General features: G+C 61.2%; 6 protein-coding genes. 2 read left to right on the top strand and 4 right to left on the bottom strand.

What is annotated here, in order from left to right:
* Positions 1–162: 162 nt before the first annotated feature.
* On the bottom strand, positions 163–2,442 hold the full coding sequence (gene ptsP, locus HF257_RS18030; RefSeq protein ID WP_185709746.1) for a phosphoenolpyruvate--protein phosphotransferase: 2,280 nt from the start codon (positions 2,440–2,442) through the stop codon (positions 163–165).
* A gap of 22 nt (positions 2,443–2,464) precedes the next feature.
* A complete protein-coding gene (locus tag HF257_RS18025) occupies positions 2,465–2,944 on the bottom strand; it encodes an RNA pyrophosphohydrolase (protein ID WP_011064073.1) in 480 nt (159 codons plus the stop codon).
* A 143-nt stretch (positions 2,945–3,087) separates the two neighbouring features.
* Between HF257_RS18025 and HF257_RS18020 the strand changes: the two genes are divergently transcribed.
* Positions 3,088–3,744, top strand: a complete 657-nt coding sequence (locus HF257_RS18020) for a histidinol-phosphatase (protein WP_185709747.1) — start codon at positions 3,088–3,090, stop codon at positions 3,742–3,744.
* A gap of 112 nt (positions 3,745–3,856) precedes the next feature.
* Here the strand turns inward: HF257_RS18020 and HF257_RS18015 are convergent, their stop codons facing one another.
* Together HF257_RS18015 and ilvA are read right to left on the bottom strand one after the other, a co-directional pair.
* A complete protein-coding gene (locus HF257_RS18015) occupies positions 3,857–4,270 on the bottom strand; it encodes a DUF2269 family protein (RefSeq protein ID WP_185709748.1) in 414 nt (137 codons plus the stop codon).
* Between the two features lie 40 nt (positions 4,271–4,310).
* Complete coding sequence (gene ilvA / locus HF257_RS18010) at positions 4,311–5,825, bottom strand: threonine ammonia-lyase, biosynthetic (protein WP_185709749.1); 1,515 nt, start codon at positions 5,823–5,825, stop codon at positions 4,311–4,313.
* A gap of 138 nt (positions 5,826–5,963) precedes the next feature.
* Here ilvA and rpiA point away from each other — a divergent pair, with 138 nt between their 5' ends.
* A complete protein-coding gene (rpiA, locus tag HF257_RS18005) occupies positions 5,964–6,635 on the top strand; it encodes a ribose-5-phosphate isomerase RpiA (RefSeq protein WP_185709750.1) in 672 nt (223 codons plus the stop codon).
* Positions 6,636–6,715 lie beyond the last annotated feature (80 nt).

Here is a 6,715-nt window from a genome sequence, read left to right as displayed (position 1 = left end):
GCAGGGTGGGGGGCTGGGCGAAGTCGAACTCAACTTCTAGCATCACCGCAAACCAATGTGAGAGCGGGCTTGCTCGCGAATGCGGTGGGTCAGCTTGCATATGTATTGGCTGCTCCACCGCATTCGCGAGCAAGCCCGCTCCCACATTTTGATCGGTGTCGACTATAAAGTCTTCGCCGAGGCCGGGTTGATCATCCGCGTCAGCCCCAGGTTCTTCAGCGCCAACTGCAACGAGCTGTGGATAACTTGCGGGTTGTCGATGGTCATCAACTCCGCCAGCAGATCCTTGGCCATGCCCAGGTCGACCTGGCGCAGCATCCACTTTACCTTCGGCAAGTTGGTGGCGTTCATCGACAGGCTGTCAAAACCCATCGCCATCAACAGCACGGCCGCCGCCGGGTCACCGGCCATTTCACCGCAGATGCTCACCGGCTTGCCTTCGGCATGGGCGTCGCGCACCACATGTTGCAGGGCTTGCAGCACCGCCGGGTGCAGGTAGTCGTAGAGGTCGGCCACCCGTGGGTTGTTGCGGTCCACGGCCAGCAGGTACTGGGTCAGGTCGTTGGAGCCCACGGACAGGAAGTCCACCTGCCGCGCCAGCTCTTTGGCCTGGTACACCGCCGCCGGAATTTCGATCATCACGCCGATCGGCGGCATCGGTACGTCGGCGCCTTCGTCGCGCACTTCGCCCCAGGCGCGGTGAATCAGGTGCAGCGCCTCTTCCAGCTCATGGGTGCCGGAGATCATCGGCAGCAGGATGCGCAGGTTGTTCAGGCCTTCGCTGGCCTTGAGCATGGCGCGGGTTTGTACGAGGAAAATTTCAGGGTGGTCGAGCGTGACACGAATACCGCGCCAACCCAGGAACGGGTTGTCTTCCTTGATCGGAAAATACGACAGTGACTTGTCGCCGCCGATGTCCAGGCTGCGCATAGTCACCGGCAACGGGTGGAAGGCCTGCAGTTGCTCGCGATAAATCGCCAGCTGCTCCTTCTCACTCGGGAAACGCTGGTTGATCATGAACGGCACTTCGGTGCGGTACAGCCCCACGCCCTCGGCGCCACGCTGTTGCGCACGGGCCACATCCGCCAGCAGGCCGGTGTTGACCAACAGCGGCACGCGGTGGCCGTCGGTGGTCACGCACGGCAGCTCGCGCAATGAGTCGAGGCCCAGCGCCAGTTGCTTCTCTTCTTCAACCACTTCGGCGTATTGCTTGCGCAGCACGTCGCTGGGGTTGGTGAACACTTCACCGCGATGACCATCGACGATCATGTCGATGCCATCGACCTTGGCATACGGCAGGTCCACCAGGCCCATCACCGTCGGGATGCCCATGGCTCGGGCCAGGATCGCGACGTGAGAGTTGCCCGAACCGAGTACCGAGACCAGGCCCACCAGTTTGCCCTCTGGCACTTCGCCGAGCATGGTGGCGGTCAGTTCCTCACTGATCAGGATGGTGTTGTCGGGGTAGACCAGGTTGGTGGTGCGATCTTCCTGCAGCTTGGCCAGCAGACGGCGACCCAGGTCGCGCACATCCGAGGCCCGCTCGCGCAGGTAGTCGTCGTCCATCATTTCGAAACGGTTGACGTGATCGGTCACCACCTGGCGCAGCGCGCCCTGGGCCCACTGGCCGGTCTTGATCACGGTCTTGACTTCGTTCCCGAGGGACGCGTCGTCGAGCATCATCTGGTACACGTCGAACAGCGCGCGCTCTTCGGGGCGCAACTGGGTGGCCAGCTTGTTCGACAGGTTGCGCATGTCGGCGCGCACGCCTTCCAGGGCTGTCTTGAACAGTTTGATTTCAGCGTCGATATCGTCGACGGTCTTGTCCGGCACCACATCGAGGTCGGCCGGCGGCAGCATGACCACCGCAGTACCGACCGCCGCACCCGGCGAACCCGGCACGCCGACGAACTTGGCTTCCTGGATGCCCTTGCCCTGACGCCCCAGGCCGCGAATCGAGCCAGTGGCTTCGGCGTGAGCGATAACCCCAGCGAGTTGCGCGCTCATGGTCACGAGGAAGGCTTCTTCACCTTCGTCGAACTGGCGGCGCTCTTTTTGCTGGATAACCAACACGCCGACGACGCGGCGGTGGTGAATGATCGGTGCGCCAAGGAACGAGGCGTAACGCTCTTCGCCGGTTTCGGCAAAGTAGCGATAACGCGGGTGATCGGCCGCGTTTTCAAGGTTCAGGGGTTCTTCACGCGTCCCCACCAGGCCCACCAGACCTTCATTGGGCGCCATGCTGACCTTGCCGATGGAACGCTTGTTCAAGCCCTCGGTGGCCATCAGCACAAAACGGTTGGTCTCGGGATCCAGCAGGTAAACCGAGCAGACCTGGCTGCCCATGGCTTCCTTGACGCGCAACACAATAATCCCCAACGCCGCCTTGAGATCCTTGGCGGAGTTAACTTCCTGGACGATCTTGCGCAGCGTATTGAGCATGGCTCGGGGTCGAACTCCGTCGTCAGTCGCGCACTAAAAGGCGCGGGGCAAGCTCTTTAAGAGCGCGACGATAAACTTCGCGCTTGAATGTCACCACCTGGCCCAACGGGTACCAATAGCTGACCCAACGCCAGCCATCGAACTCCGGTTTACCGGTCAAATCCATCCGCACCCGCTGCTCGTTCGAGATCAGGCGCAGGAGAAACCATTTTTGCTTCTGGCCGATACACAGCGGTTGGCTGTGGGTACGCACCAGGCGTTGCGGCAAACGATAGCGCAACCAGCCACGGGTACAGGCCAGAATTTGCACATCTTCGCGCTCAAGGCCGACTTCTTCGTTCAACTCACGGTACAAGGCGTCTTCAGGGGTTTCATCGGGGTTGATTCCGCCTTGAGGAAACTGCCAGGCATCTTGGTTGATTCGGCGAGCCCATAGCACCTGTCCGGCATCATTCGTAAGAATAATCCCGACATTAGGACGGAAACCATCGGGGTCGATCACGGCAACAACCTCGCAAACGCATGTCGCCGCATTGTTCCACAAAGGTTGATCAAGCGGCAACGAGGCTTCTTACCTTATGTGCACTCTTGTGAAAAGACCGTATTCTGGACGCCTTTTTACAGACTTTTCAGCGAGTAACTGCAATGCGCCTGGCTTTATTCGACTTGGACAACACCCTCCTCGGCGGTGATAGCGATCACGCTTGGGGCGATTACCTCTGTGAACGTGGGATTCTCGACCCCGTGGCCTACAAGGCCCGCAACGACGAGTTTTACCAGGATTACCTGGCCGGCAAACTCGACAACGCCGCCTACCTGAACTTTTCCCTGGAAATCCTCGGCCGCACCGAGATGGCCCAGTTGGAGGAGTGGCACCGTGACTTCATGCGCGACTGCATCGACCCGCTGATGCTGCCCCTGGCTGAGGAACTGCTGGCCAAACACCGCGCCGCCGGCGACAAGCTGGTGATCATCACTGCCACCAACCGTTTCGTTACCGCGCCGATCGCCGCGCGCCTGGGCGTGGAAACCCTGATCGCCACTGAATGCGAGATGCAAAACGGCCGCTATACCGGGCGCAGCACTGACGTGCCGTGCTTCCGTGAAGGCAAGGTGACGCGCTTGAACCGGTGGTTGGAAGAAACGGGATACAGCCTGGAAGACAGCTACTTCTATAGCGACTCAATGAATGACTTGCCGTTGTTGGAGCAGGTGACCCACGCGGTAGCGGTGGATCCGGACCCGAATTTGCGGGCTGAGGCTGAAAAGCGCGGATGGCCGGTGATTACTTTGCGTAGCTGATGGCCTCTTCGCGAGCAAGCCCGCTCCCACATTCGACCGCATTCTCATGCTGGAACTCGGTCAAGTGTGGGAGCGGGCTTGCTCGCGAATGAAAGCGACTCGGTCTAACGCCCTAAACCGGCTTGGCGCCCATAAGCCCCGCAATCGCCACAAACCCCACCAGGCTGACCACCGCCAGCACCAGGGTGAAATTCAAGCTACCGCCCTCGCCCCTGCGTAGGCGATTAAGCCGCGCCACCAGCCAGAACCACGCCAGCGCCGCCACGGTATAGAGGATGCTGGAGCCCAGGATCCAGGTCTGCCCCAATGGCCAGCCAATCAGGTGCACCAGCCACCAGCCGGTAAACGGCATGCTGACCACGCAAACCCCCATCAACAACCATACGAACGCCCACGGACGCTGCACCGTCAACGCTGGACCGGCGCTGCGCTTGCGCCAGGCGAGTATTGCCAGGCCCAGGCCGCTGAGCAGCAGCAAGACAGTGGCCGCGATGTGGATAACTTTCAGGGTGGTCAGGGTTTCCATGTGTCGTCTTCCTTAAAGGCCGCCCCATCAGCGTAGTCGTTCAACCGAGGAACAGCTTGTAGGCCGGGTTATCGCTTTCATCCCAATACGGGTAGCCAATGGCCTCCAGGGCAGCCGGCACCAGGTGGCGCTCGTTTGCCGGCACTTGCAGGCCGGCAACCACGCGGCCATCCGCCGCGCCGTGGTTGCGGTAGTGGAACATCGAGATATTCCAGCGCCCGCCCAACTTGTGCAGGAAGTTGAACAACGCGCCTGGACGCTCCGGGAATTCGAAGCGAAACACCACTTCATTGCTGACGTGCGCCGCATGCCCGCCAACCATGTGGCGGATGTGCAGCTTGGCCAGTTCGTTCTCGGTCAGGTCCAGCACCGGGAAGCCCTGGCCGGTAAGGCTGGCGATCAGTGCGCTGCGCGGGTCGTTTTCCGGGTGAGTCTGCACGCCGACAAAAATGTGCGCCTCGCTGCCGGAGTGGAAGCGGTAGTTGAATTCGGTGATCTGGCGCTTGCCCACGGCCTCGCAGAACGCCTTGAAGCTGCCCGGTTTCTCGGGGATGGTCACGGCGATGATGGCCTCGCGCCCCTCACCCAACTCGGCGCGCTCGGCCACGTGGCGCAGGCGGTCGAAGTTGACGTTGGCGCCGGAGTCGATGGCCACTAGGGTTTGCCCGGTCACGCCACGGGTTTCCACGTATTTCTTGATACCCGCCACGCCCAGCGCGCCCGCAGGTTCGGTGATGGAGCGGGTGTCGTCGTAGATGTCCTTGATCGCCGCACAGATTTCATCGGTGCTCACGGTGATCACTTCATCGACATAGTCTTTGCAGATATCAAAGGTGTGCTGGCCGATCTGCGCCACCGCCACGCCATCGGCAAAAATGCCGACGGTTGGCAATACCACGCGCTCACCCGCCGCCATCGCAGCTTGCAGGCAGTTGGAGTCGTCCGGCTCAACGCCGATGATTTTGATCTCCGGGCGCAGGTACTTCACGTAGGCCGCAATACCGGCGATCAGCCCGCCGCCGCCCACCGGTACGAAAATCGCATCCAACGGCCCCGGGTGCTGGCGCAGGATTTCCATCGCCACGGTGCCCTGCCCGGCAATGGTGTGCGGATCATCGTAGGGGTGAATGTAGACGTAGCCCTTTTCGTCGACCAGCTTGAGCGAGTAGGCCAAGGCCTCCGGGAAGGAATCACCGTGCAGCACGACTTTGCCGCCACGGGAACGCACGCCTTCGACCTTGATCTCGGGGGTGGTCTTGGGCATCACGATGGTGGCTTTTACGCCCAACACCTTGGCCGCCAGGGCCAGGCCCTGCGCATGGTTACCCGCCGAGGCCGTGACCACGCCGCGCGCACGCTCTTCGGCAGTCAGCTGGGTCAGCTTGTTGTAGGCGCCGCGAATCTTGAACGAGAACACCGGCTGCAAGTCTTCACGCTTGAGCCAGACCTTGTTGCCCAGCCGCTCGGAGAGCTGGCGGGCGGTCTGCAGCGGGGTTTCTACGGCAACGTCGTAGACGCGCGAGGTGAGGATCTTTTTGACGTACTGTTCAAGCATCGGCGGGCATCTACTTTCACGGTTTGGCAGGGCCAAGGAGTCTAACCCGGCTTTTGGCCGGGCGACCACACGAATCCAGAGGTTTTGTTGGGTTATACTCGCGCCCCTCGATAACTCCCCGCCCGTTCCGGAGCCCGCATGACCCAGGATCAACTCAAACAGGCAGTGGCCCAAGCCGCCGTCGATTTAATCCTTCCAAAACTCGACGACAAGAGCATCGTCGGTGTCGGCACCGGCTCCACCGCCAACTGCTTTATCGATGCGCTGGCCCAGCACAAGGGCGCGTTTGACGGCGCCGTGGCCAGCTCCGAAGCCACCGCCGCGCGCCTTAAAGGCCATGGCATTCCGGTGTACGAGCTCAATACCGTGAGCGACCTGGAGTTCTACATTGACGGCGCCGATGAAAGCGACGAGCACCTGAACCTGATCAAAGGCGGCGGCGCAGCCCTGACCCGCGAGAAGATCGTCGCAGCCGTGGCCAAGACCTTCATCTGCATTGCCGACGCCAGCAAGCTGGTGCCGGTACTCGGCGCGTTCCCACTGCCGGTGGAAGTGATCCCGATGGCCCGCAGCCACGTGGCCCGCGAGTTGGTGAAACTGGGCGGCGACCCGGTTTACCGTGAAGGTGTGTTGACCGACAACGGCAACATCATCCTGGATGTGTTCAACATGCAGATCACCAACCCGGTGGAGCTTGAGACGCAGATCAATGCCATCGTGGGCGTGGTGACTAACGGTTTGTTTGCGGCACGTCCGGCGGATGTACTGCTGCTGGGCACCTCGGAAGGCGTAAAAACCCTCAAGGCCTAATGCACGCCTAAAGTTGGAGTGGGCTTTGGTGGGAGCGGGCTTGCTCGCGAATGCGGTGGTTCAGCTGGAAATGCTTTGAC

The organism is Pseudomonas cremoris (genome assembly GCF_014230465.1).
Note: the sequence above shows the minus strand (reverse complement) of the source record. Positions and strands in the feature narration are given on the sequence as shown.